We start from the raw sequence: 23,946 nt of genomic DNA, 5'->3' as shown, positions 1-23,946 counted from the left end.
TGACGCAAGAGAATTGTGCAGCCGCCCAGAAAACGAGCCACGGAGGAAAAGCATATGTCACCGAAAACAGCCGATTTTCTGATAGTTGGCGCAGGATCTGCCGGCTGCGTGATTGCCAACAGATTGAGCGCCGATCCAGCGAATCGGGTGATTCTTCTCGAAGCTGGCGGTCAGGATGTGAACCCGTGGATTCATGTGCCGGTCGGGTATTTCAAGACAATGCACAACCCGAATACGGACTGGTGTTACAAGTCCGAGCCCGATCCCGGCCTAAACGGGCGGTCGCTTGACTGGCCCCGTGGAAAGACGCTTGGCGGGTCAAGTTCGATCAATGGATTGCTCTATGTCCGCGGCCAAAAAGAAGACTATGACCGCTGGGCCCAGCGCGGCAACAAGGGGTGGAGCTATGACGATGTTTTGCCCCTGTTCAAACGTTCCGAGTCTCATGAAAACGGTGAAGATGACTTTCACGGCGGGGATGGCGGGCTGTCTGTTTCGCTCATTCGGGCGAAAAGTGATATCTCCGAAGCCTTCATCAATGCCGCTGTAGAAATGGGAGTTCCCAGAACCGAAGACTATAACGGCGCCGATCAGGAAGGGGCCGGTTATTTCCACCAGACTGCGCGCGGTGGTTTTCGCTGCTCAAGTGCACGCGCCTTCCTTAAACCAGCCAAAAAACGCCCCAATCTCGAAGTGATCACACACGCACACACGGAATCCTTGATCTTCCATCCCAATGACCCAAGCCGCATTGTTGGCGTCCGCTATTCACGCAGGGGCAAAACGCAAGAAGCCCACCTTAACGACGGCGGAGAAGTAATCCTGTCCGCCGGTGCCATCGGGTCCCCGCAAATTCTGGAACTTTCTGGGATCGGACAGGGCGATGTGCTCAAAAAGGCAGGGGTGGAAGTCAGGCACAATCTTCCCGGCGTCGGAGAATGCTTGCAGGATCATTTGCAGATCAGGCTTGTCTACGAGGTCAACACGCAGACCCTGAATGACGCCATCAACCACTTTGTGCCCCGCATGGGGATTGGTCTGAATTACGCGATGTTCAGAAAAGGACCAATGAGCCTTGGCGCCAGTCAAGTCTGTATCTTTGCCAAATCGATGCAGGGGCTCGAAACACCCGACATCCAATTCCACTTTCAACCCCTCAGCGCCGACAAGCCCGGCATCGAGATGCATCCGTTTTCGGGGATCACCTCCTCTGTGTGCCAGTTGCGTCCGGAAAGCCGCGGACACATCCACATATCAACACCAAACGCACGGGACTATCCAAAGATTGTGCCGAACTACCTGTCAGCCACCGCAGATCAGCTTTGTGCCATTCGGGCCGTCAAATTTGCGCGTGCCATGACACAGACCGAAGCCCTGCGCCCCTATATCGTGCGCGAACATGTCCCTGACAACAATCCCCAGTCAGATGACGAACTGCTACAATGCGCCAGAGACATCAGCCAGACCATCTATCACCCGACAAGCACCTGCAGAATGGGTCACGACGCGCAGGCCGTGGTGGATGACCGTCTGCGCGTGCACGGTCTGCGCGGCCTTCGGGTGGCGGATGCGTCCATCATGCCGGATTTGGTTTCGGGCAACACAAACGCCCCCACCATCATGATCGGCGAAAAAGCCAGCGATATGATTTTGCAAGATCGCAAAACCGCGATCAGCGCGCCCTAATTCAAACTCTCAATGCCCCCAAACGGAGTGCTAACAATGAAAATGACGACCGAAGAAGCCTTTGTAAAAGTTCTGCAAATGCATGGCATTGATCACGCATTCGGCATTATTGGCTCTGCCATGATGCCTATTTCGGACTTGTTTCCGGCGGCCGGAATCAAGTTTTTCGACTGCGCCCATGAATGCAACGCAGGCATGATGGCCGACGGTTTCACGCGGGCCTCTGGCGATATGTCCATGATGGTCGCGCAAAACGGCCCAGGCATCACCAGCCTCGTAACACCAATCAAAACCGCCTACTGGAACCATACGCCCCTTTTGATTGTGACACCGCAGGCGGCAAACAAAACCATGGGTCAGGGGGGCTTTCAGGAAGTCGAACAAATGGCCCTGCTGGAAGATATGGTCGCCTATCAGGAAGAGGTCCGCGATCCGTCCCGAATGGCCGAGGTGCTAAACCGGGTTATACTGCAAGCCAAACGCGCCAGCGCGCCCGCCCAGATCAACATCCCCCGTGATTACTGGACCCAGGTGATCGATATTGAACTGCCCGCCGTCGTCGAATTCGAACGCCCCGCCGGTGGGGAAAAGGCCGTTGCCGAAGCTGCCAAGCTTTTGTCCGAGGCCAGATTTCCGGTCATTCTGAATGGTGCAGGTGTGGTTCTCGGGGATGCTATACGAGACTCAATGGCTTTGGCAGAGCGCCTCGATGCGCCGGTTTGCGTCGGCTATCAACACAACGATGCTTTTCCCGGTTCACATCCTCTTTTTGCGGGACCATTGGGGTATAACGGCTCAAAGGCCGGAATGGAGCTGATCGCCAAGGCGGATGTTGTTCTGGCTTTGGGCACCCGCTTGAACCCCTTCTCGACCCTGCCGGGATATGGGATCGACTACTGGCCCGAAAATGCCAAGATCATTCAGGTCGATATCAATCCGGACCGGATTGGCCTAACCAAGACCGTCTCGGTCGGCATTGTCGGCGATGCCAAAAAGGTGGCCAATGGTATCCTTGCACAACTAGGCGAAATAGCGGGTGATACCAATCGGGCCGAGCGCAAGGCGATGATTTCGCAAATCAAATCGACATGGGCGCAGGAACTGACCTCGATGGACCATGAAGATGATGATCCGGGCACCACGTGGAACGCGCGCGCGCGGGATCGCGAGCCGCAAAAAATGAGCCCCCGCAAAGCATGGCGCGCGATCCAGTCCGCCCTGCCCAAGGAGGCCATCATTTCCTCGGACATCGGCAACAACTGCGCCATAGGCAATGCCTACCCGGCCTTTGAACAGGGGCGGAAATACCTTGCACCTGGCCTGTTTGGGCCTTGTGGTTACGGTTTCCCGTCCATTTGCGGCGCCAAGATTGCATGCCCTGACGTACCCGTTGTCGGGTTCGCCGGTGACGGCGCTTTTGGCATTTCGATGAACGAAATGGTCTCGGTAAAACGTGACGATTGGCCCGCCATCACGATGGTTATTTTCCGCAACTACCAATGGGGCGCGGAAAAGCGGAACACCACACTCTGGTTTGACGACAACTTTGTGGGCACGGAACTATCCCAAGACGTGAGCTATGCCGGCATCGCGCGGGCCTGTGGTGTTGAAGGCGTTGCCGTCAGCACGATGGAAGACCTCACCGATGCACTGGACAAGGCCATCAAAGCCCAGATGCAAGACGGAACCACCACATTTATCGAGGTGCTTCTCAATCAGGAACTTGGGGAACCCTTCCGTCGGGATGCCATGAAGAAACCTGTCAGCGTGGCAGGCATAAGTGCTGCGGATATGCGCTCAAAGCGCCGCGCATAGCCGCAGACAGGGTTCGGGTCCCCAGACCCGAACCCCACCGTCTTTGTGTTCGGTTCTCTTGAAAGGAACCGTCCACACGTATCTGGGGGCTTAGGGGGAGAGACATCATGAAACCGTTGGAAACACTGCTGCGAAACGCAGCGCGATCGCAAAAGATCATCGTGCTGAGCGAAGGCACGGATTCGCGTATCGTTGCAGCGGCGATCAAAGCCCGCGAATTGGGGATTTCGCGCATCATAATGGTGGGTGACGAAGTGGCCGTGCGGTTGCAGTTTTCACTTCTGCAAGCCGAACCGGATGAAGGCATCGAAATCCATGATCCGGTCAACTCTCCGCACAAAGACGAACTGGCGCTGTTGTATTACACCCTGCGCAAACACAAAGGCGTGACGCTTGAACAAGCCCTGCGCATTGTGACCCAACCACATGTTTATGCGGCACTTTTGGTCAAACACGGCCTTGCAGACGGCACCGTGGGCGGCGCGGTGGCGACAACGGCGGAAATTGTGCGCACCGCCATTCAGGTGATCGGCACAAAACCCGAGACCACATTGGTTTCCAGCTTTTTCCTGATGCTGTTTTGCGCGGCCCACCACCAAACGAAAGGGGCGCATATTTTCGCTGACAGTGGCCTTGTGGTCGACCCGAATGCCGAAGAGATGGCACAGATTGCCCTTGCTTCAGCCGAGTCCTTTTCAACACTTCTTGAGGAATCCCCACGTGTTGCGATGCTGTCGTTCTCGACACGCGGCAGTGCCGAACACGTGTCGGTTTCCAAAGTGGTCACCGCCACAGAAATCGCAAAGAAAGCGGCACCGGATCTCATGATTGATGGCGAGCTGCAATTCGACGCCGCATTTGTGCCTGACGTGGCCGCATCCAAGGCAAGTGACTCGCCTCTTGGCGGGGCAGCAAATATCTTTGTTTTTCCGAACCTCGAAAGCGGCAACATCGCCTATAAAATTGCGCAACGCGTGGGAGGCGCGACCGCGATTGGCCCTATTTTACAAGGCCTTGATAAACCAGCGAACGATCTCTCTCGCGGGTGTACGGCAGAAGACGTGGTGCATATGATTGCCGTGACAGCAGCGCAAGCCGAGGCCGCGTCTGTCGAAACGACCTAGCGGTCAGGCCCTGCCCGACCGGTGCGGAGGGCCCTGAATGACAGGGCCCCCACAGAACTATGTCGCGGTACCAGAGAACTTGCCGGCGTAGAAATCAACCATCTGGCTGACCATGTCGTCGCCATGTCCCTCTGCTACGGCAGCGGTCATCGCACCCAAAGGTCCCGGTGCGATCTGAGAGGCCACGCCCGCATCTTTGGCCATTTGGCTATAATAGCCGACATCTTTGGCAGCGTTTTTGATGGCAAAGGCCAACATGCTGGGGTCCCCATCGACGCCATAAGCCTTAACGAAATCCATCATGCCCGAATGCAGCGGGCCCGCCGACATCACATTATAAAGGCTGGCGCGATCCACCTCGGCCACATCTGCCATGGCAAAGGCTTCGGCCATGGCATTGGCCACAGTCATCCCAAAGAAGTTGTTGATAAGCTTGATGGTATGCCCAGCGCCCAGAGCACCAAGGTGAAACACGTTTTCCCCTAGATCCTCAAGCACAGGTTTTACTTTATCGAAGGCGGCTTTGTCACCGGCTGCCATGATGTTCAAAAGCCCATCAAGCGCATGTGCAGGCGTCCGGCCCAGCGGTGCATCAAGATAGTCCCCTCCCGCCTGCGCGACCTCGGCCCCGAGCGCGCGCGTGCTGGCTGGCAAAGACGTGCCAAAATCAATGACCACGGCATTGGATTGCAATCCGGCGATCACGCCATCCTGGCCGCGCATCCGCCCCTCGACACTTGCTGATGTGTCCATACACAGCATGACAATATCGCTTGCCGCCGCCACGTCACGGGCCGTGGAAACCTCGGTCGCCCCACGCGCCACAACCGCATCAACATTTGGTCGTGAGCGGTTTGCCATCAGGGTGACGCTGTACCCTTGGTCCAGCAAGCGGTTCACCATCGCTGCCCCCATCAGGCCCAGCCCGATAAATCCGATATTAGGTTTGCTCATTACACTCTCCCGTCCGCATATTACTTTTCAATTGTTCCAATTTTCACAACGCACCTGTTGCGCTTGCTCTCTGCCCCTTAGGTCGCGGGTTTAAGCAGGCAAATGCGTCACACAACTCTGTATTCCTCAAGGCAGCAGCCAATTCAGGCTGACCTTGGTTGGTAATTCCCAAACGCCATCCGGTAACAGCAGGCCGGGAGAGTTCTTTGTTTCCGAACAGGGTCATCGAAACACCCCCCTTGTCTGCAAAACTTTCATCCAAACGCACTGGTGCCAGATACAGTTTGATATTATCAATCTCGTAAATTGGTATTATCAATCCCAGAAGCCGTCCACCCCAAAGCCCCGCGCTGGAGACAAAATGACCAAGATTCGTCCCGAAGACCTGCGTTCCCGCAAATGGTTCATGAACCCCGACAATCCAGAGATGACCGCGCTTTATCTGGAGCGCTATCTGAATTACGGGCTGACTCGCGAGGAGCTTCAATCCGGCAAGCCCATCATCGCCATTGCACAAACCGGCAGCGATTTGTCCCCCTGCAACCGGCACCATCTGGAATTGGCCAAGCGGGTCCGTGATGGCATCATCGCAGCAGGTGGAACACCGCTCGAAGTGCCGGTGCATCCCATTCAGGAAACCGGCAAACGTCCCACGGCCATGCTGGATCGCAATCTGGCATATTTGGGTCTGGTCGAAGCGCTCTATGGTTATCCCATTGACGGGGTCGTCCTGACCATCGGTTGTGACAAAACCACGCCTGCCCTTTTGATGGCGGCTGCAACTGTTGGCATTCCTGCGCTGGCTCTGTCTGTCGGTCCAATGCTGAATGGGTGGCACGATGGCAAACGCGCCGGCTCTGGAACAGTGATCTGGAAAGCGCGCGAACAATTGGCCGCGGGGGACATTGACGACAATGAATTCATGGAGATTGCCGCAGCATCTGCACCTTCGGTCGGCTATTGCAACACGATGGGCACAGCCACCACGATGAATTCACTGGCCGAGGCTTTGGGAATGCAAATGCCCGGATCGGCCGCCATTCCCGCCCCGTACCGCGAACGTGGCCAGATCAGCTATGAAGTTGGCAAACGTGCTGTCGATATGGTTTGGGAAGACCTGCGCCCCGCAAAGATCATGACCCGCAAGGCATTTGAGAACGCGATCGTGATCAACTCTGCGATCGGCGGGTCGACCAACGCCCCCATTCACCTGAATGGCATCGCGCGTCATCTTGCCGTGCCTCTGGACAATGATGCATGGCAGGAGATCGGTCATCAGGTGCCGCTCTTGGTCAACCTTCAACCCGCTGGCGAATACCTTGGCGAAGATTATCACCGTGCAGGCGGCGTTCCCGCTGTGGTTGGTGAATTGATCGCAGCCGGGCGTTTGCCGCATCCAGAGGCCATCTGTGTTAACGGCAAAACCATGGGCGAAAACTATGGTCATGTGCGCTCGACAAACACGGATGTCATTCGCCCGGTTTCCGATCCGTTGCTGGATGCGGCGGGTTTCATCAACCTCAAGGGTAATCTGTTTAACAGCGCCCTTATGAAGACCAGTGTGATTGGAACGGAGTTCCGCAGCCGCTATCTGTCAAATCCCGACGATCCGAACGCGTTTGAAGGGCGCGCTATCGTCTTTGATGGCCCTGAAGATTACCACCATCGCATTGATGATCCGGCGGAAAACATCGACGAGAACTGTATCCTTGTCATGCGCGGAGCGGGCCCAAAAGGATATCCCGGCGGGGCGGAAGTGGTGAACATGCGCGCGCCTGAGTATTTGCTCAAGGCCGGTGTCGAAGCGCTTCCTTGTATCGGAGATGGTCGCCAGTCAGGGACGTCAGGTTCGCCTTCCATCCTCAATGCCTCACCCGAAGCTGCCGATGGTGGCGGGCTGGCCCTGCTGAAAACGGGGGATGTGATCCGCATCAGCCTGAATGACTGCACTGCAAACATGTTGGTGAGTGAAGCAGACCTTCGACAACGGGCCGAGGCTCTTGTCGCTCAGGGTGGATATCCGTCGCCTGAGAACCAATCTCCGTGGCAGCAATATTTCCGCGAGATGGTGCGACCCTTTGACGAGGGAATGACATTGCGTGATGCCGACAACTATCGCGATATCGCAGCCAAAAGTCTTCCGCGCGACAATCACTAAGGTCTTTTGTTCAAGAAGATTTTGAAACGGTCTTGGGGCAGCACACCCCAAGACCACTTGGCACCGGATGAATTACGATGCCCCTGACGGCCGATAGGCCAAGGGCCATCTATTTGGGGATCAAATCCGTCACATAGATCAGCGCCGTTTCCAGAGGGGGAACGGGTCTGGCAAATCGACCCACTCATCGGGTTTGAACTCGCTCACTTTCATAAGAGCGTCATTCAGACGGGCACTGATCGCTTCGCGCTCTAAACCGACACCGATAAAGACCATCTCCTGCCGTCTGTCACCCCAAGGCTCAACCCAGTTTCGCGCAATCTCTGCCTGTGCCTCTGGGTGGGTGGGCAAACGCTCTTCTGGCAAAGACGCCCACCAAAGTCCCAATGGCGAGACTGAAGACAACGATCCGGCAAGGCTGAACTCCGCGGCCCATTCGGGCCGCGTTGCTAGCCAGAAGTGCCCCTTGGCACGGATCACACCGGGCAAATCACCGTTCAGCACCTCATACAGCTTTTGCGGGTGAAACGGAGCTTGCGCATGAAAGACAAAGGACGTGATCCCGTATTCTTCGTCCTCTGGCGTGTGATTGGCAAAGCCATAGAGCTCTTTCGCCCACATCGGATGCTCGTGCGCGGTGTCAAAATCAAACAGCCCCGTATCAAGAATGGACTCTGCCGGAACATCGGAATGATCCGTTTCGATGATCTTTGCGTCGCCGTTCAGGCTGCGAATGATCTGGCGCGCGCTTGCGGTCGGTGCGGGTCCTGCATCCGTGACCTTGTTGAGGATCACAACATCGGCAAATTCGATCTGCTCGGTCAGGAGGCTTACAAGGCTGCGGTCATCCTCGTCCCCCAGCGACTCTCCCCTGTCCGTCAAAAAGTCGTGACATGAAAAGTCGCGAAGCAGGTTAACGGCATCAACGACGGTGACCATCGTATCCAGACGCGCCACATCTGACAGGCTTTGCCCCTGTTCGTCACGGAAATCAAAGGTCGCCGCAACCGGAAGAGGCTCGGAAATACCCGTGGATTCGATCAACAGATAGTCAAACCGCCCTTCTTGAGAGAGCTGGCGCACTTCCTTGAGCAAGTCATCGCGCAGCGTGCAACAAATGCACCCGTTCGACATCTCTACCAGTTTTTCTTCTGATCGCGACAACTCGGTGCCTTCGCGGACCAGATCTGCGTCAATGTTCACTTCGGACATGTCATTGACGATCACCGCAACGCGGCGGCCATCGCGGTTGTTCAGAACACGGTTCAACAGTGTCGTTTTGCCTGCCCCAAGAAAGCCGGACAAAACGGTGACGGGCAAACGGGGATCTTCGGTGGGTGTATCTTTCATGTCTATGCCTGATTGTAAGAGGGGTTTAACGAACGCAGCATGTCAAAGCTGCGTTGTAATTCGGGGCGCGACAGATCGCGGGCAATCACCACGATGCGCGAACGGCGATCATCACTGGGCCAATCCTGCACCGGAACAGGGGGATCAAAGATGTTCTGGACACCGTGAAATGCGAACGGCTTTTCGATGCCTTCAAGGAAAACAATGCCTTTCACCCGCAGGATGTCCGGCCCGCGCAGCGCAACAAGCGTGTTGAGCCAGTTATCAAAAACCGCGTCGGCTAAAGGCTCATCCAGAATGATCGATGCCGATCCGATGCGCGCGTCATGCGGAGAAAAGGCGGCAGGCGCCGGTGCTGGGGACGCAAAGCCAGACAGATTGGCCAACGGATCGATCGGGGTCGATTTGCCGGTTGTCCAAGCCAGCACATCGGACGGAACGGCGTCTTGCCGTAAACCGCTCAATCCCCAAAGCTTATCCGTGACGCCCTTACCCTTGATTGCGTGAAGAATGCGAACGCTGGGGTTCAGCCCCCTGATACGTTCTTCGAACATCACCATTTGTTCAGGGCTGGCCAGATCAACTTTGCTCATGATGACAAGGTCCGCCATCGCCACCTGTGATACCGCTTCGAACTGGGAATCCAAGGTCGCAGCGCCAATGGCGGTATCCGCAACCGTGACAACGCCATCCATTCGGGTGGATCTGGCAAGATACCGGTCAACCAGCAATGTCTGCAAAATTGGCCCCGGATCGGCGAGCCCGGTGGTTTCAATAACCACACGATCAAAGTCGAATGCACCAGCGTCCCGCCGCGCGATCAGATCGGCCATTGTATCGGCAAGTTCCCCGCGCACGGTACAGCACAAACATCCCGATTGCATCAAAGAGACATTGTCTGATGAGGTTTCAATCAGATCATGATCCAGACCGGCCTCGCCAAATTCGTTGACGATGACCGCAACACGCCCCGACGAGGCATCCGCAAGCAAGGCATTCAACAAGGTTGTCTTCCCTGCCCCAAGGAACCCCGTGAGCAAAGTGACGGGTATTCGTGTATCGGTCATGTTGGTTGGTTTCCATTTATGCAACCCGCGTAAAGCCCGCGCATGGTGTTCTCGGAGTTCATCACAGGGTCCTCAAATTCATTCCAAGCTCAAATATGTTATGTTATAACATTATGCAATTCTCTTTTTGCACTTCCCTACGTAGAAAACCGACCGGCCCGTGCCTCTTTGCTAGGCTGCGTTGGGACTTGGCAGAAGGCGCGCGCGGCAGTGGCTTCCAAAGAAACTCCGGCTAATCACATGCTGCGACATACCCTGAGGTTCCCGATAAATAGCTGCTCATGAAGTCAGAGAAATCATTCAGGTCTTGGGGTTGAGCGCCTTGAACACCCCGTTCAGCCGTCTTTCGCACTTTTCAGCGCCACTCCGTGCAGCAGATCTGACATGTGCAAAGTGTCTTGTAATGAAACGTCACGAAGACGTGGCTCTATCTTTCGCTCAATCTATGTCTAAGTTATAAAAATCGAAATTCAGCGGATAGATGCAGCCGATCATGGGCCGCCCTGTTCTTCTTATTGGAATTGCCATGCCTCTCATCCCTCGTCTTCTTGCAATCGCTTTGCTGGCCGCCCCGGTATTTGCACAAGCACAATCCGCCGAAACCTCTCAACCCGGATTGTCGCTCGAACTCAACGCGGTTCAAAATGTTGAGGGTGCTTGCCGGTTTACCTTTGTCGCCAACAACGGCACGGGCGCGGCAATCGACAGAGCTGTGTTCGAAACCGTGATTTTTGATGCCACAGGCGGCGTGGTGCGCCTGTCTCTGTTTGATTTTCGCGAACTGCCGGAAGGACGCCCGCGGGTGCGTCAGTTCGATGTGCCCGGAATGACCTGCGAGACTATTGGCCAAACCCTAATCAACGGGACAAACACCTGTATCTCAAATGGTGCAGAAAGTGACATTTGCAGCGACGGACTGATGTTGAACAGCCGTATCACCATAAAGCTACTGGGATGATGACAATGAATGGTTTGCGTGATGTGGTGGCTCTGGGTGGGCCGGTGGTGGCCATTCTGTTGGTGATGTCCGTGTTGACGGTGGCCGTTACCCTGTACAAGCTCTGGCAATTCGCGGCCTCTGGCGTCGGGCGGCACAGAGAGCTGTCCAAGGCTCTCACAGCTTGGGACGCAGGTGATGCGCACGAAGCGCGGGTGCGTCTCATCAAAAGCCAAAGCTATCTGGCGCCGTTTATTGAAACCGCAATAGAGATGCCAAACTCTCAGGCATTGAGCGACCGTTTGGATGCTGAGGCCGGTTTGGCACTGGCCCGTCTCGAACGCGGCTTTCGCTTGCTGGACACCATTGCACAGTTGGCGCCTCTTCTGGGTCTCTTCGGAACGGTTCTCGGCATGATCGAAGCCTTTCAAAGCCTCCAGTCTGCGGGTTCATCCGTTGACCCATCCCTGCTCGCGGGCGGTATCTGGGTCGCGTTGGTGACCACCGCAGTAGGGCTCGCCGTGGCAATGCCGACCTCGATGGTGCTGTCGTGGCTAGAAAGCCGCACAGCACGTGAAAGGGTTTTTGCCGACAAAGCGCTGCGCACTGTCCTGATGCCGCATGACACGACACTGCCGTCCGCCACCTATGCGTCGGGGGATCATGCGTAACCTCGCCCCCTTTGTCCGGCGCCCCTTGGCACTCACGCCGTTGATCGACGTGATTTTCCTGTTGCTTCTGTTCTTTATGCTGACCTCGACGTTCTCGACGTTTGGCGAAATCGAACTTAGTAACACGCAAAAAGGCAGCGGTACGGTAGACACAGCCATCGAACGGTACTTTGTACAGCTGGGAACAGAGCGGCTGACCCTGAACGGCCAGCCGACAACGCTGGATGACCTCGCCAGCAGCATCGAAGCCGGGCAGGTTTTGGTCAGCCTTGATGCGGACACCACCGCCCAGCGTCTTGTTGACCTTCTGCATCGCATTCGCGCCCGCGACGGGTTGGATGTGTTGGTGTTGGAGTGACGCAATGATCAGCCAGCCCCCACCGCGCAAAAAGCGGGATTCGACCATTCCATTGATCAACGTCGTCTTCTTGATGCTGGTCTTTTTCCTCATCGCCGGAACCGTCGCACCGCCTCTTGATCCGGACCTGAAGCTTGTTCAAACCAGTGACCTTGAAGGGAAAGAACCACCAGACGCGTTGGTTCTGCATGCTGACGGCAGCCTGAGTTTTCGGGGTCAACTCACCGCAGCAGACACGCATGTTGCAACCCATGGCTCTGGTCCCACCCGCATTGTGCCGGACCGCAACGTCCCAGCATCGCGCCTGATGGAAATCACCGGTGACCTTCGGCGCGCGGGCGCTACTTCGGTCATTCTGGTCACGGAACGGGCGCTACAGTGATACGTCGCTCGCTTTTGATTGCATTCATTGCACTGCTTCTGTCGATAGGTGGGCACCTTCTCGGGATTGGCATCGCTGTCGGCGTTGACCGCACCGCGCCACCACCAGAAACGACAGGAAATGCCGTGGCTCTGGGCAACGCGTTTGAAGACATCGCAGAGATCGTCGAGGAAGCTGTTGAGCCGGAACAAGCCCCCGAACCCGAACAGGAACAACCTGTTGAACCCGTGCCCCCGCCAAGCGAAGCAACCGTCCCCGAAACCGAAGTGCTTGTCGCGTCTGAAAACCCGCAAGAGTCCTTTGCACCGGACACTGGCACGGCACAACTCGTAGAGCCGGTTCCACTTGCGGGGACTGACGGTGATTTTGTGCCCGAACCGGACATCACGGAACCGACAGCCCAACCCGACGACGCCGAACCGGTGCCTCCGCAGAATGACACACCACCAACTTTGGGAGTGGAAACGGACACAGTTGAAGCGGTCGATCCCGTGCTGTCACAAGCCCCCACGCCGCCGGTCCCGACCGAACCAACAGAGCCGGTTGAAGACGTTATCGCATCCCTGCCGGAAACCCTGTTGCCGATTGCGCCCGTCACGCCGTTGTCCGAGCCGGAAACGGAAACCATCGCAGACCCCGATCCTGTCGACCCACCCGAAAACGCCCCGGAAGAGCCACTTGAGGACAGCGCAGAAGACGCGCCCAAGCCTTTGTTTCCCGGATTGGACGACGGGTTTGAAAACCTGCGCAACCCGACTCAAAGTATTGAGTCGCCGCTGGAAACCTTCAAACGCGAAGGCTCACTCGCCACAGTTGGCGGTTTTGGCATCCAGTCCGGCTCGGCCGCCAACTCCCGCGGCCCGGGCAATGCGGACACCACTAATTATGCGGGGCGCGTGCTTGTCCACCTCAACCGCACCCGTCCTGTCCACGTCAAAACACCCGGATTTGCGCGCGTATTGTTTGAAATAAACCCGGACGGGTCGCTCAATTGGGTCGAGGTTATCGACAGTTCCGGCAGTGCTGACGTAAACCGTGCCGCGCGCATCCAGATCCAAAGCGCCGCGCCCTTCCCGAAGCCGCCGAACGGTGTGCGACGCCAACTGTCATTTGCGTACCGCGCGCAATAAGCAGCCGCTTTCACAAGCCAGCCTATCCTGCCCCACTCAAGCGGCCCATCTGGCACACCCCAATCGGTTCTTTCTCAAATCTTGCTGGCATGGTGGCGGATTTGATCCTAGGATTTTCCTATGCGAACAGAACCCACACAAATCGAAAATCAGGTGCTGGTTATCCAAGGACAGCTGGCTGGCCCGTCCTTTATTCCGTGGATCGAGCGGCACGCTCGTCGGTTGGGCCTGTTGTCCCGACACACTTTTGTGAGCCCTGAAAGGATCGAACTCGAAGTGCAGGGTCCGGCCGAACTTATCGATGCTTTGGAAGTTGGCTGCTTGCTTGGACCGATGGATGTGTGGGTCGATTCGATTGATCGCGCCCACGAAGCGCCCTCTCTCTGACTATTAAATAATCGCACCGCCAAAATAGTAAGCACCGCTTTCGACAGTCCTGTGACAAGGGCCCTCATTTGTGCCCACTGCTGTTTTCCAACACGCGTTTTCTGACCTCTAGTCATTCTGCTGGTCCCCACAGGGGAACTGGTCTGTCGCGTCGGCAGACCACCATTTCAATCTTTGAAGTGCGCCCGTTCGGTCCGGCTGAAGACAAGGGAACCACATCAATGACGCACACACTTTCGCTGCCCTGGACACCTGTCGCCCTGTCATCCGATGTCCCGCCCGGTACGGTCATTCCCGCAAAGCTGTCTTCGGGACCTATCGCTGTTTGGCGCACACAATCCGGACATCTGAGCGCCAATGGCGATCGCTGCCCGCACCGTGGCATGCGCCTGTCACACGGGTTTGTAAGAGGCGAGACGCTGTCTTGCATCTATCACGGCTGGCGTTTTGCAGATGACGGATCCTGCACCCATATTCCGGCGCATCCAAATCTGACACCTCCGTCCGCGATCAAATGTAATCCCCGCCAAGCCAAGGAAAGCGGTGGCGTCATCTGGGTTGCCGACGAATTGCCGGATGAAGAGCCCGTTTTCTTTGAGGGGTACAAACCGCTGCGCTCTCTGGTTGTTGCAGCTGATGAAACATCTGTCCGAGAAGCCACTCAGGCAACAGACGTCGATAGTGGTCTCGCGGTGAACCACGCGGGAACGGACATCCGTTTGCTGGTCTCGGACCTCGACGGCGAACAGGTATTTGTGATCCTCTTGCTGGCCGAAAACACCTCCCCCGAAGCATGTGTTTCGGCGTCGCGATGGGCCGAGGTGATGCGTCAAAAAGCAGAGCGCATCTGCAATCACGGGGAAACAACATGACCGACACCGCCATGAAAGACGCCTGGTATCCCGTTGGCCTGTGCAGCGATCTGTCTGCGGACGGGCGAAAAACGCGCCTCATGGGTGAGCCGATAACAGTCAAGACAGGGCCGGTTGGCGCCCCCGAAGTCTTGAATGCAGACAACGAACCCCTGCCGGTGATTATCCGTTTCGGGCATGTCTGGACCTCACTGGGTGCGCCCCAGACAGACCTGTTCACTATTCCGGAAGCAGATCAGCCGAGCAGAAAGCTGGTGGATGTTGGCGTTGTGCGCGTCAAATGCTCACCTCTTCGTGCGGTCGAGAACTTTCTGGATATCGCGCATTTTCCCTTTGTTCACACGGATATTCTGGGGGCCGAACCCCATACCGAAGTGGAAGATTACAAAGTCGAGATCAGGGACGAGGAAGACGAAGTCTGGGCCACCAAGGTCAAATTCTTCCAACCGCAGGCCGCGAAATCTGCGGAAGGCGGGATCACGACGGAATACATGTATCGCGTGCCCGCGCCCACTTGTTCGGTTTTGTACAAAACATGCCCCCCCCGACCGGGTGAATGGGATGTGATCTGCCTTTTTGTACAACCTCTGACCGAGGACCTGTGCGATGTCTGGCCATGGATGGCGCTGTACGACGAAGACAACACGATGACGGAACTGATCCATTTCCAACAGATGATCTTTTTGCAGGACCGTTCGATCCTCGAAAACCAGATCCCGACGCGCCTGCCGCTTGATCCGGGAATGGAGATGCCGACCCGTGCGGACATGACGTCGGTCGCCTATCGCCGCTGGCTCAAGCGGCACAATTACACTTATGGCGCTCAGCTGGTGGCAAAATGAAACTCTACGACTACATCCTCTCGCCAAGTTGCTACAAGGTGCGCCTGCTGGCCTCGCTGATCGGGGCCAAGCTTGACCTCCAGTCGGTCGATTTTCATCCCGGACAGGAACACAAGGGCGACGCGCTGCTGACGCTCAACCCCGCCGGTGCGATCCCGATCCTTGAGGACGGTGCGTTTGTGCTGACTGAATCCTCTGCCATGCTGGCCTATCTTGCGGCCACCACGGCGCCTGAATGGGAAGGCAGAGAGACACCGGACATGTCTGCCAAAGTCCAGCAATGGCTGGCGTTCTCACATCGGTTAACTGCGTCGCTGGGCGGTGCCCGACTGGTCGAAATGCTGCATGGTAACGGTGATCTGGATGCGCTTCAGGGTGCAGGAATCGCCGCCTTGCGCGAGCTGGAAGCCGCCCTTTTCGAACAACGGCTTGCAGGGCAATCATTTTTGGTGGGCGAGCAGCCGACCATCGCCGATATCGCCTGTTTCCCCTATGTCGCGCTGGCCCCCGATGGCAGCATAACACTTGATCCCTATCCATCGATCCGGCTTTGGATGCGCGCAATACGGTCGCTGCCGGGCTTTATCGAAATGCCCGGCATTCACCGGTTGCACGATCTGGTACCCGACCCCCAATCATCAAAAGAGGACCACTAAGGTGTCTGGCATCCTTCTGAAAAACTGTGCGGCTGTGGTCGTGGATGACGGAAACGGGGCGACCTGTTTGCGCGATGTCGATCTGTTGACGAGTGGTACAGAGATCAAGGCCATCGGCCCCGATCTGGATGCCACCGGGCTGCCCGAAAACACTGTCGTTCGGGATGCCAGCGGCTGGTTCGTTTATCCCGGTCTGGTTAACACGCACCATCATTTTTTCCAGACCTTCGTGCGCAACCGCGCCGATCTGGACTGGACCAAACTGTCGGTCATCGAATGGCTCGACATGATTTATCCGATCTTTTCGCGCCTGACCGAAGAGTGTTTCTATCATTCCTCTGTCACTGCCATGGCCGAACTGATCAAACATGGCTGCACCACAGCGATGGATCACCAATACTGTTTCCCAAGACATGCGGGCAAAGGTCTGGTGGATCGCCAGTTCGAAGCGGCCGAACTTTTGGGTATGCGGTTTCATGCGGGGCGCGGATGTAACACCCTGCCCAAATCCGAAGGGTCCACCATCCCCGACGCGATGCGGGAAACCACGGATGAATTCATCTCGGATTGCGAGCGCCTGATCGATGCCTATCACGATCCGGCCCCTTTCAGCATGCGGCAGGTGGTGGTCGCACCTTGCCAGCCCGTGAACTGCTACAAGGAAACCTTTGTCGAATCCGTGGCTCTGGCACGTGACAAGGGCGTGATGATGCACACCCATGTCGGCGAAGGCGAAAGCCCTGTGATCGAGGCCCGCACCGGCCTGCGCACCGTGGATTACTGTGAAGACATCGGGTTTGCAGGGCCGGGTGCGTTTTATGCCCATTGTTGGGAGCTGAGCCATGACGAGTTGCGCAAGATGGCGGCCAGCGGCACGGGCGTGTCCCACTGCCCCGAACCTGTTTACCTTGTCGGCGAAGAGGTCACGGATATTCCCGCCATGCAGGCGCTTGGCGTACGCATCGGCCTTGGGGCGGATGGCGCGGCGTCGAACGACAACTCGAACCTGATGCACTGCATCCATTCCGGCTACATGCTGCAATGTCTCGTGGCGGCCTCGCGTGCGCATCCCGTGCCCGAACCGGCGGCCTTTCTGGACTATGCCTCCAAAGGTGGTGCGTCGCTTCTGGGGCGAAAAGACATCGGGCGGCTTGCACCGGGCATGGCGGCGGATCTTTTCGCGATTGACTCGCGACGTATGGAATACGTGGGCACGCGCCACGATCCGATAAGCCTGATCCCGAAGGTGGGCATCGGCACCAATACCGACATGACCATGATCAACGGTGAAATCGTCTGGGAAAACGGCGTGTTCACCCGCGTAGATGAGGCCGAGATTTTTGAAGGCGCTGAAAAGGCGCTCGCGACGCTCGACGGGAACTGACTGGAACAACAAGGGGAAAGACCAAATGACAAATAAACTTGATCGCAGAAGCTTTATGACCGGGGCCGCAGTGGCCGGTGTTGTCGCCGCTATCGGACAACGCGCTGCTGCTGCAACTGCCGACGATCCGCTGACCATTACGCTGGTGATCCCGTCACCCGTTGCCGATGTGGGCTGGGGTCATGCGCTGGCCGCTGGTCTCGACACTGTGAAAGAGGCCTATGGCGATGCCGTGTCGATCACCATCATCGAAAACATCTATGAAGGTCCGGATGCAGACCGCATCATGAACAAGGCCGTTGCAGATGGTACCAAGTTCCTTGTCGCGGGTTCGTTCGGATATCAGAACGGCGCGATGCAGATCGCCCGCCGCAATCCTGACGTCACCGTCCTGCACGCCTCGGGCTTCATGGTTGCGCCAAACTTCTCGCCCTTTGCGGCGCAGTATTCGCAAGGCACCTATCTGATGGGCATGGCCGCCGCTGCCCTGTCGAAAACCGGCAAGATCGGCTCGGTCTCGGCCTTTGCCATCCCCGAACTGATCACGTCGATCAACGCTTTCGTACTGGGTGCGCAGGCGATCAACCCGGATATCGAATGCTCGGTTGTCTGGCTGAACTCTTGGTTTGACCCCGCAAAAGCACAGGAAGCGACCAAGGCGCTGGCGGCACAGGATTGTGACGTGATCTTCTCGAACGCACAGGACACGCCATCAGTGGTCGCACAGTGCGAAGAGCTTGGCATCTACTCGTTCAACCTCAACTCCTCGATGAAGGCCTATGCGCCCAAAACCTATCTGGGCTGTGTTGAAACCGACTGGTCGCCCTTCTTCAAGGCCTCGGTCGATGCACATATCGCGGGCACATTCGAAGGGGGCAACGCCTTCCTCGGCGTCGCGGACGACGTGGTCAAAGTGGTCGACTGGAGCGCAGATATTCCCGCCGAGGTAATGGCCAAGATCAAGGAAGCCGAAGCCGGCATCGCAGACGGAAGCTTCTCGCCCTTTGCCGGGCCGATCATGAAGGCCGACGGCAGCGAAGGCGTGGCGGCAGGCGCGACCATGACCAAGGACGAGATCGTCGGCATGGACTGGCATGTGAAGGGTGTAACCACCCCGCTGCCGAGCTGATGCCATGACAACACCTCTGCTGTCACTGCGCGGGGTGTCCAAAAGCTATGGCCAGGTCCACGCGAATACCGCTGTGGACCTGGACGTGGCGCCTAACGCGATTCATGCCATCCTTGGTGAAAACGGCGCGGGTAAATCCACGCTGATGAAACTGATCTATGGCGTCGAAAGCCCCGATGAGGGCGAGATCTTCTGGCAAGGTGAAAAGCGGCGCATCGCATCGCCGTCAGAGGCGCGCAAGCTGGGCATCGGTATGGTGTTTCAACACTTTTCGCTGTTTGAAACCCTAACGGTGGTCGAGAATGTCTCGCTTGTTGTGCCCGGAACCAAAAAAGAACTGACCGACAAGATCATTCAATTTGGTGAAGAATTCGGCCTCAAGGTTGACCCGCTCAGCCATGTCCATTCCTTGTCGGTGGGCGAACGCCAGCGCGTCGAAATCATTCGATGTCTGATGGCGGATCCCAAACTGCTCATCCTGGATGAGCCCACGTCGGTATTGCCGCCCCAGTCGGTTGAGCTGCTGTTCGAAACGCTGCGCCGCCTTGCCGAGCGGGGAGTTTCCATCCTGTTTATCTCTCATAAACTGGAAGAAATCCGCTCAATCTGTACCCACGCGACCATTCTGCGGTCGGGGCATGTGACCGGCAACGTGTCGCCGCGTGATTTCGACACCCATGAACTGGCCAAGATGATGATCGGGCGCGATATGCCCGAAACCATACCCGCGAAACCGATGCCGCGTGGTCTCAAACAGCTGGAACTGGCGAACCTGACCCACATCATGGAAGACCCGTTTGCCGTTTCGCTGCATGATGTTTCCCTGCAGGTCCGCGAGGGGGAAATCCTCGGGATTGCCGGTGTGTCGGGCAATGGACAAAGCGAGCTGGCCGAATTGATTTCCGGCGAAACGGTTCTGCCCCCGTCAGAAGGCGAAAGAATCGTTATGATGGGGCAAGACGTCAGCACCCTGAACGCCGCTGCGCGACGCAAGCTGGGCTTTGCCTTTGTCCCCGAGGACCGTCTGGGCCAAGGCGCTGTGCCCGAGCTGTCTTTGACCAAAAACAGCCTTTTGACGGCCCATTCCAAGGGTCTGATCAAGCGCGGCATGGTAAATCTCTCCAAGGCCACGCGTTTTACCAACGAGTGCATCGAGGCCTATGACGTGCGCACGCCGGGACCAGAAGCCGAGGCAGGCGCCCTTTCTGGCGGGAACCTGCAGAAATTCATCGTGGGCCGCGAAATCATGCTCGAGCCGAAGCTGCTGTTCGTCAACCAGCCAACCTGGGGCGTGGATATCGGTGCCTCTGCGGCCATCCGCAAACGTTTGATCGAGCTGCGCAACCAAGGCTGCGCGATTCTGGTCATCTCCGAGGAGATAGAAGAATTGTTTGAACTGAGTGATCACATTCAAGTTCTCAATCAAGGCCGATTGAGCCCGCGTTTCAAGACCAGCGAGATTCAGCCCGAAGACATAGGGCGGCACATGATCTCTTCGGCCGAGGATGTCGCGTGATGGGTCTTGCTTTGTCAAAATTGCCCCGACTGGTTCGGCGCGAACGGGCGTCCATGCCCATGATGCTGATCGCCCCTTTTGCCGCGCTTGGACTGGCCGTGCTGACCAATCTCGTGCTTTACGGGATGCTCGGCAAAAACCCTTTGATTGTCCTGCATGCCATGCTGATCGAGCCGTTCCTGAGCATGTATTCGTTTTCGGAAGTGCTGTTGAAAGCCAGCCCTCTTTTGTTGATTGCCCAAGGGTTGGCGATCGGGTTTCGCGCCAAGGTGTTTAACATCGGTGCCGAAGGCCAGTTTGTGCTTGGGGCGATCTTCGCCTCGGCGATCCCTGTCTGGTATCCAAACATCACGGGCGTCTGGGTCTGGCCTCTTATGCTGCTGCTTGGGGCATTGGGTGGCCTGTGCTGGGCCAGCATCACCGCTTTCTGGCGGGTGCGGTTGAATGCGAATGAAATTCTCGTATCGCTGATGCTGTCCTTTGTCGCGATCCAGGTTCTGAACTATCTGCTTTTGGGACCGTGGAAAGACCCGATGGGATTCAACTTCCCGCAATCGGTGATGTTTCCACTGGATGCCATGGTGCCCACCCTGATCCCGGGAACGCGCGTGAATGTCTCGTTGCTGTTGGCGCTGGCGCTGTCCGTGGTCGCGTGGTTTTTCGTGCAACGCAGCTTTGCCGGATACAAGCTTGAGGTTGGCGGACTGGCCCCACGTGCCGCGCGCTATGCAGGATTTTCGCAAAGCAAAGCGATCTGGATTTCATTGCTGATCGGGGGCTTTGCGGCCGGTCTTGCAGGGGCGGCCGAGGTTGCAGGCCCCGTCGGGCAGCTTCAGCGTTCGATTTCGACCGGCTATGGCTATGCCGCGATCATCGTGGCCTATCTTGGCGGGCTTCACCCCATTGGCATTGTGCTGTCGTCTTTCCTGATGGCAACTCTGTATATCGGCGGGGACAACGCCATGGTCACCGCGGGATTGCCAATTGCGGCCGTTCACGTTTTTCAAGGCAGCCTGCTTCTCGCCTATCTAATTCTGGCGACCTTTGTTCGCAATCGTTTGGAATGGCCAACGCCCCATGGGGAGCAAGGCGCATGAATGCGATTGAGTTCATCATATCCGGCATGCTGGCCGCCGCGACCCCGTTCTTGCTTGCGGCTTTGGGCGAACTGGTTGCGGAGCGATCAGGTGTTCTGAACCTCGGCGTCGAAGGGATGATGGCCTTTGGTGCGGCTTTGGCCTTTATCATTGTCTACAATGGTGGCGGTCATATCCTGGCCTTTCTGGTCGCGGGCATTGGCGGTGTCTTGCTGTCTTTGCTGTTTGCGTTTGTGGCGCTGGGGCTTCGTGCCAATCAGGTGGCCACAGGGCTTGCCATCGGCATTTTGGGCCTTGGGTTGTCGGCCTTTTTCGGGAAACCTTATGAAAGCTACACCATCAAGGGGATCAGCAAGATATCGATCCCTGTGCTGTCTGACATTCCGGTCATCGGCGGTTTGTTTTCGCAGGACATCGTGGTCTGGCTGGCAATCCTGACATCTGCCGGACTTTGGTATGCATTGACGCGGATGAAGGCCGGATTACTGTTGCGCGCTGTGGGAGAGAACCCCAAAGCCGTCAATTCTCTGGGATATTCCGTATTCGCGCTCAGGATTGGCGCTGTGGCCTTTGGCGGCCTGATGGCAGGTATTGCAGGTGCCTATGCCTCGACGGTCTATACGCCGCTATGGGCGGACGGCATGATCGCGGGACGGGGCTGGATCGCGGTCGCGTTGGTTGTCTTTGGGACATGGATGGTCGGACGGGTTTTCCTCGGAGCGTGCCTGTTTGGCGCAGTATCGCTTGCCGGTATCGCGGCACAGACCGCTGGCCTGTCGATCCCGTCGCAGATCCTGACAAGCCTGCCCTATCTGGTCACGATTGTTGTTTTGGGGATCATTTCTTCGAACAAGCGTTTGCTAAAGCTGAATGGCATCGCCTCTCTGGGCGAGACTTACAAATAGATCGATTGGGGCTGTCAGTGGGGCGTGCCGCTGCGCCTTTCGCTTTTAGATCTGTGAAGCAAATACTGTGTCCAAACGACCCGGTCAGAAACCGGTGATGGCGGCACCATCGTCTTGACCGAGCTGAAACAGCGCTCCTTCCATGATCCATCGCGGACGGGCCCTAGGGTACAAGAAATCGAGCACATTCAGTCGTGCGTGCTATCGTTGTTTGAAATCTCTCTTGAAAGGTTGAGGCGGCGGTACATTTGCGACCAAGGCGAGAGTTTGGTGATCGGACAAAACGAGAAGACCACCCTGCCCGCTTCAACCAAGATTCTACAAACAACGCCATCCGGATTGGGTCTGGCTTCAATCCCTCTGCCTCCAAATTCAATTGTGATTTTAGCTTTTGACCGGCAGCATGCGCAGGGTGCGGGGCATGTCAGACAGAATTGCGACACCGTCGGCGTCCAAGAAGGCCACGTCTTCAAGCCGGATACCGAATTCTTCATTCAAGTAGATGCCCGGCTCAATGGAAAACACGTTACCCGCCCTTAAAGGTTCAGGATAGTTGGCGGCAATATAGGGGGGTTCGTGCACGTCAACGCCCAGACCATGCCCCGTGCGGTGCAGGAATTCCGGACCATAGCCTGCGGCCTCGATCACGCCGCGCGCCGCCCTGTCGACGTCACTGCACAGAGCGCCGGGCACGGCTGCGGTTTCTGCCGATTGCACCGCTTGTTCAACAATGGAGCCGATCTCAGTAAACCGTGGATCGGGTGTATCCCCGTACCATCCACAACGTGTCATGTCCGAAGGGTAGCCCCGCAACCGGCAACCGGCATCAATGAGCACTGCCATTTCGGGCTGCAAGGTGGCCGCGCTTGTGTGGTGGTGTGGATAGGCACCGTTCTTGCCGAAGGCGACGATGCAGAACGCGGGTTCGGCCCCGTTTGACAGGTAGTGCTCGACAATGATGTCGCGCACTTCGAGTTCCGTAATACCCGTGCACAGGGCATCAAACGCCCGCTCGAAGGCCGCATCGTTCAAAAGCGCGCTGTCTTTCAAAAGCTGGCGTTCCCCGTCGTCTTTTTGAGCGCGCAAGAGGCCAACCGTATCCAGTGTGAAGCGGTGGGTCGGGGCGTCAAGCTGATCGAGCAGAAGGAACGAAAAGTCAGTACGCATCATTTCGTCCAGCACGATATTGAGGCCAGAACCAGTGGCATTTGCCTCGGACAAAAGCTGTGTAAGAGCCCCCAGCGGACCGTCGGCATCGCTCCATTCATAAAACGGAACGTCCGCGCATTGGGCGCGCGATGCCTCTGCGTTCAAAAGCGGCATGAGCACGCCAACATGGCTGGCCGTTACAATTGCCATAACCGGGCGTTCGTCGCCATGCGGGTTCAATCCCAAGAGCCATTGCATATGGCTTCCCGGACCGAGAGCCACCAGATCGGTGTTGGTTTCGACCATACATGTGCGCAGCCGTGACAATCTGTTTTCAACAATATCAGTCATAAAACCTCTCCTAGGTGGCACTCTTT

General features: G+C 56.9%; 22 protein-coding genes. 18 read left to right on the top strand and 4 right to left on the bottom strand.

The genetic code is table 11. The features are described from left to right. The first annotated feature begins 54 nt into the window (after positions 1-54). From PH7735_RS17190 to pta, 3 genes are all read left to right on the top strand, one after another. The gene (locus tag PH7735_RS17190; RefSeq protein WP_058312662.1) at positions 55-1,686 is read left to right on the top strand and encodes a GMC family oxidoreductase; all 1,632 of its coding nucleotides are present in this window, start codon (positions 55-57) and stop codon (positions 1,684-1,686) included. Positions 1,687-1,722: 36 nt separating this feature from the next. After that, on the top strand, positions 1,723-3,501 hold the full coding sequence (gene xsc / locus PH7735_RS17185; RefSeq protein WP_058312661.1) for a sulfoacetaldehyde acetyltransferase: 1,779 nt from the start codon (positions 1,723-1,725) through the stop codon (positions 3,499-3,501). 107 nt (positions 3,502-3,608) lie between these two features. Further along, a complete protein-coding gene (gene pta, locus PH7735_RS17180; protein ID WP_058312660.1) occupies positions 3,609-4,625 on the top strand; it encodes a phosphate acetyltransferase in 1,017 nt (338 codons plus the stop codon). 57 nt (positions 4,626-4,682) lie between these two features. Here pta and PH7735_RS17175 read toward each other — a convergent pair whose 3' ends face one another. Further along, a complete protein-coding gene (locus tag PH7735_RS17175; RefSeq protein ID WP_058312659.1) occupies positions 4,683-5,579 on the bottom strand; it encodes an NAD(P)-dependent oxidoreductase in 897 nt (298 codons plus the stop codon). Between the two features lie 361 nt (positions 5,580-5,940). On the opposite strand from PH7735_RS17175, the gene PH7735_RS17170 reads away from it, so the two are divergent. Continuing rightward, positions 5,941-7,737: an IlvD/Edd family dehydratase gene (locus PH7735_RS17170; protein WP_058312658.1), complete on the top strand. Its 1,797-nt coding sequence runs from the start codon at positions 5,941-5,943 to the stop codon at positions 7,735-7,737. 138 nt (positions 7,738-7,875) lie between these two features. Here the strand turns inward: PH7735_RS17170 and PH7735_RS17165 are convergent, their stop codons facing one another. Both PH7735_RS17165 and PH7735_RS17160 read right to left on the bottom strand, forming a co-directional pair. Next, the gene (locus tag PH7735_RS17165; RefSeq protein WP_058312657.1) at positions 7,876-9,087 is read right to left on the bottom strand and encodes a GTP-binding protein; all 1,212 of its coding nucleotides are present in this window, start codon (positions 9,085-9,087) and stop codon (positions 7,876-7,878) included. Positions 9,088-9,089: 2 nt separating this feature from the next. Then, on the bottom strand, positions 9,090-10,154 hold the full coding sequence (locus PH7735_RS17160) for a CobW family GTP-binding protein (RefSeq protein ID WP_058312656.1): 1,065 nt from the start codon (positions 10,152-10,154) through the stop codon (positions 9,090-9,092). A gap of 526 nt (positions 10,155-10,680) precedes the next feature. Here PH7735_RS17160 and PH7735_RS17155 point away from each other — a divergent pair. From PH7735_RS17155 to PH7735_RS17090, 14 genes are all read left to right on the top strand, one after another. Next, positions 10,681-11,112 (top strand): hypothetical protein, encoded by a 432-nt coding sequence (locus tag PH7735_RS17155; protein WP_082645305.1) that lies wholly within the window; start codon positions 10,681-10,683, stop codon positions 11,110-11,112. Further along, positions 11,109-11,762, top strand: a complete 654-nt coding sequence (locus PH7735_RS17150) for a MotA/TolQ/ExbB proton channel family protein (RefSeq protein ID WP_058312654.1) — start codon at positions 11,109-11,111, stop codon at positions 11,760-11,762. The genes PH7735_RS17155 and PH7735_RS17150 overlap by 4 nt, the downstream gene beginning before the upstream one ends. Continuing rightward, positions 11,755-12,120, top strand: coding sequence for an ExbD/TolR family protein (locus PH7735_RS17145; RefSeq protein WP_058312818.1), 366 nt, complete (start codon positions 11,755-11,757; stop codon positions 12,118-12,120). The genes PH7735_RS17150 and PH7735_RS17145 overlap by 8 nt, the downstream gene beginning before the upstream one ends. A 4-nt stretch (positions 12,121-12,124) precedes the next feature. Further along, positions 12,125-12,502, top strand: coding sequence for an ExbD/TolR family protein (locus PH7735_RS17140; RefSeq protein WP_058312653.1), 378 nt, complete (start codon positions 12,125-12,127; stop codon positions 12,500-12,502). Continuing rightward, positions 12,499-13,632, top strand: coding sequence for a cell envelope integrity protein TolA (gene tolA, locus PH7735_RS17135; RefSeq protein WP_058312652.1), 1,134 nt, complete (start codon positions 12,499-12,501; stop codon positions 13,630-13,632). The genes PH7735_RS17140 and tolA overlap by 4 nt, the downstream gene beginning before the upstream one ends. A gap of 120 nt (positions 13,633-13,752) precedes the next feature. Continuing rightward, positions 13,753-14,019, top strand: coding sequence for a hypothetical protein (locus tag PH7735_RS17130; protein WP_058312651.1), 267 nt, complete (start codon positions 13,753-13,755; stop codon positions 14,017-14,019). Positions 14,020-14,240: 221 nt separating this feature from the next. Then, positions 14,241-14,891, top strand: coding sequence for a Rieske 2Fe-2S domain-containing protein (locus PH7735_RS17125; RefSeq protein ID WP_058312650.1), 651 nt, complete (start codon positions 14,241-14,243; stop codon positions 14,889-14,891). Next, on the top strand, positions 14,888-15,733 hold the full coding sequence (locus PH7735_RS17120; protein WP_058312649.1) for an aromatic ring-hydroxylating oxygenase subunit alpha: 846 nt from the start codon (positions 14,888-14,890) through the stop codon (positions 15,731-15,733). Before PH7735_RS17125 ends, PH7735_RS17120 begins: the two co-directional genes overlap by 4 nt. Further along, positions 15,730-16,389 carry a glutathione S-transferase family protein gene (locus PH7735_RS17115; RefSeq protein WP_058312648.1) on the top strand — a complete coding sequence of 220 codons (660 nt, stop codon included), beginning with the start codon at positions 15,730-15,732 and terminating at the stop codon, positions 16,387-16,389. The genes PH7735_RS17120 and PH7735_RS17115 overlap by 4 nt, the downstream gene beginning before the upstream one ends. A gap of 1 nt (position 16,390) precedes the next feature. Further along, on the top strand, positions 16,391-17,773 hold the full coding sequence (locus PH7735_RS17110; RefSeq protein WP_058312647.1) for an amidohydrolase: 1,383 nt from the start codon (positions 16,391-16,393) through the stop codon (positions 17,771-17,773). Between the two features lie 25 nt (positions 17,774-17,798). Further along, positions 17,799-18,902: a BMP family ABC transporter substrate-binding protein gene (locus PH7735_RS17105; RefSeq protein ID WP_058312646.1), complete on the top strand. Its 1,104-nt coding sequence runs from the start codon at positions 17,799-17,801 to the stop codon at positions 18,900-18,902. Positions 18,903-18,906: 4 nt separating this feature from the next. Beyond that, a complete protein-coding gene (locus PH7735_RS17100) occupies positions 18,907-20,418 on the top strand; it encodes an ABC transporter ATP-binding protein (protein ID WP_058312645.1) in 1,512 nt (503 codons plus the stop codon). After that, positions 20,418-21,515: an ABC transporter permease gene (locus PH7735_RS17095; protein WP_058312644.1), complete on the top strand. Its 1,098-nt coding sequence runs from the start codon at positions 20,418-20,420 to the stop codon at positions 21,513-21,515. The genes PH7735_RS17100 and PH7735_RS17095 overlap by 1 nt, the downstream gene beginning before the upstream one ends. Beyond that, positions 21,512-22,420: an ABC transporter permease gene (locus PH7735_RS17090; protein WP_058312643.1), complete on the top strand. Its 909-nt coding sequence runs from the start codon at positions 21,512-21,514 to the stop codon at positions 22,418-22,420. The genes PH7735_RS17095 and PH7735_RS17090 overlap by 4 nt, the downstream gene beginning before the upstream one ends. A gap of 384 nt (positions 22,421-22,804) precedes the next feature. Here the strand turns inward: PH7735_RS17090 and PH7735_RS17085 are convergent, their stop codons facing one another. Continuing rightward, complete coding sequence (locus PH7735_RS17085; RefSeq protein ID WP_058312642.1) at positions 22,805-23,920, bottom strand: M24 family metallopeptidase; 1,116 nt, start codon at positions 23,918-23,920, stop codon at positions 22,805-22,807. Positions 23,921-23,946: the final 26 nt, after the last annotated feature.

This window comes from Shimia thalassica, from assembly GCF_001458215.1.
GTDB lineage: Bacteria > Pseudomonadota > Alphaproteobacteria > Rhodobacterales > Rhodobacteraceae > Shimia > Shimia thalassica.
The sequence above is the reverse complement of the archived record's forward strand: the minus strand, read 5'-3'. Positions and strand labels throughout refer to the sequence as shown.